Genomic DNA, 1,636 nt, shown 5'->3' with positions numbered 1-1,636 from the left:
GCGTCGAATCCAGGAGCCGGGGTGGTGGTCTCTTCGGGTTCGACTGGTGCTGTGGTGCTGCTTTCGGTCGTCGTCGGCAGCGCGGTGCCGGTTTCGGTCGAAGTGGTCGGGGTGACCGTGGTGCTGGTTTCAGTCGAAGTGGTCGGGGTGACCGTGGTCTCGGTGGTTGGTTCAGTCGAGGTAGCCGTAGTTGGAGGGGTGCTGGTGGTAGTCGGCGGATCAACTACGGTGACCGTTGCAAGAGCGTCGAAACCGTAGTCCTCACCTGGTTCTTCACCCCACATACCTTCCCCACCCGTACGTTCCCACTCAATACCGTCAACGGTGATCGTACCGCCCACAGTAAAGGTGCCGGGCTCCTTCAGATCCTCGGAAGAGATCTCATCCCACACAACATCCACGGTTCGCCAGCCCTCCGCTGTGGGGTTGGCGCAGTGTCGGGGATCGTCATCCTCGAAGTCGGCATAGGTCATGCCTTCGTTTTCAATGTAGACCTGGACCGTGCTGGGCAGTTCTGGTGGGGTGCCGACGGGTGTCTCAACATTGATATCATCTTGAGCCCAAATAATGAGGCGCTCGAAGCGGTAAGTGTACTGGAAGGCATCGTCTCGGAAGCTAGTGTCTTCTCGGTCGTTGATTTGCACCCAAACAGTACCCGTTACTCCATCGCCCCAAGCATCGGGATCAAGGATGGGGTCATGCATGATTCGCTCCCACTCGGCTTGGGTCATAGGGGTGCTGTTCCTACTCTTGAAGAGCGTGATAGGGAAAATCTTGGTGGTTCCGTCGCTCATTAAGAAGGATGCCTCAGTGGGCATAGCCAGCGGTTTAATCTTTTCATGGTGACCACAGAAAGGCCCGATCAAACCAGGATCAGGATTCTCTGGCTCCACCAGTACCGGAGGTTGCTGAAGGGTGGGTTCATCAGCGAAGGCGTAGGGGGCTGCGGTGAAGCTGAGGCCTGCCACTGCGAGAGTCGCAATGGCTTTACGGAAGGAGGAACGCACAGAGCTGTCCTTTCTGTGGGATTTATGATGACACCTATAAGTTAACAATCTAGGTTGACGGAATCAATCCTAAAGACATAGGTGGGGGTAATGTACTTAACTGTACTTATTGAGATACTTAGAGAATGGTAGATTTTCGATGTCATGCGCCAGCTGTGTTTCCTAGGGCTGGTGGCGCTGCTCGCTTTTTCCTTATCCGCTCCGCTTTTGCAGGTTTGGTGGCTTGGGGCGGGGGTGGCTGACAAGGGTTTGGCGTTTTGTGCGCTCACGTACGATTGCTCTAGTGGAGGGCGCCTAGATTACTTCGACACTTTGCTGTTCCAACAGTTGTAGTATTTCGAAAGTGTAGATTGACTTAAGGATTTCCGAATGATTCATAATAACTATTGTCAGTGAATAATTCAATAGGGTAGGGAATAGGGTCCTTCGCAGCTTAAGCCATAGAAAAGGGCGCTACCCCATCCGCTGACGCGGAGAGAGGGTAGCGCCCTTTTTGCCTTGCAATTTAGATTGAGGCGATAGAACTCAGTTGAATTTAGGTGTTGCGGCGGCGTAGTGCGGCGAGCAGTACGGTGAGGCCTGCGACGCTGAGCATCGATGCGATGGCTAGGGTCAGTGTGCTGTTGGCG

At 54.2% G+C, this 1,636-nt stretch carries 1 protein-coding gene; it reads right to left on the bottom strand.

Features of this window, described 5'->3' with window-relative positions; genetic code table 11:
- Window positions 1-1,007: Ig-like domain-containing protein (locus BMZ01_RS10925; protein WP_177180166.1), on the bottom strand; the 1,007-nt coding region annotated here is incomplete at its 3' end.
- Window positions 1,008-1,636: the final 629 nt, after the last annotated feature.

Source organism: Corynebacterium spheniscorum, assembly GCF_900113445.1.
Lineage (GTDB): Bacteria > Actinomycetota > Actinomycetes > Mycobacteriales > Mycobacteriaceae > Corynebacterium > Corynebacterium spheniscorum.
This window is presented reverse-complemented; position numbering and strand designations above follow the sequence as displayed.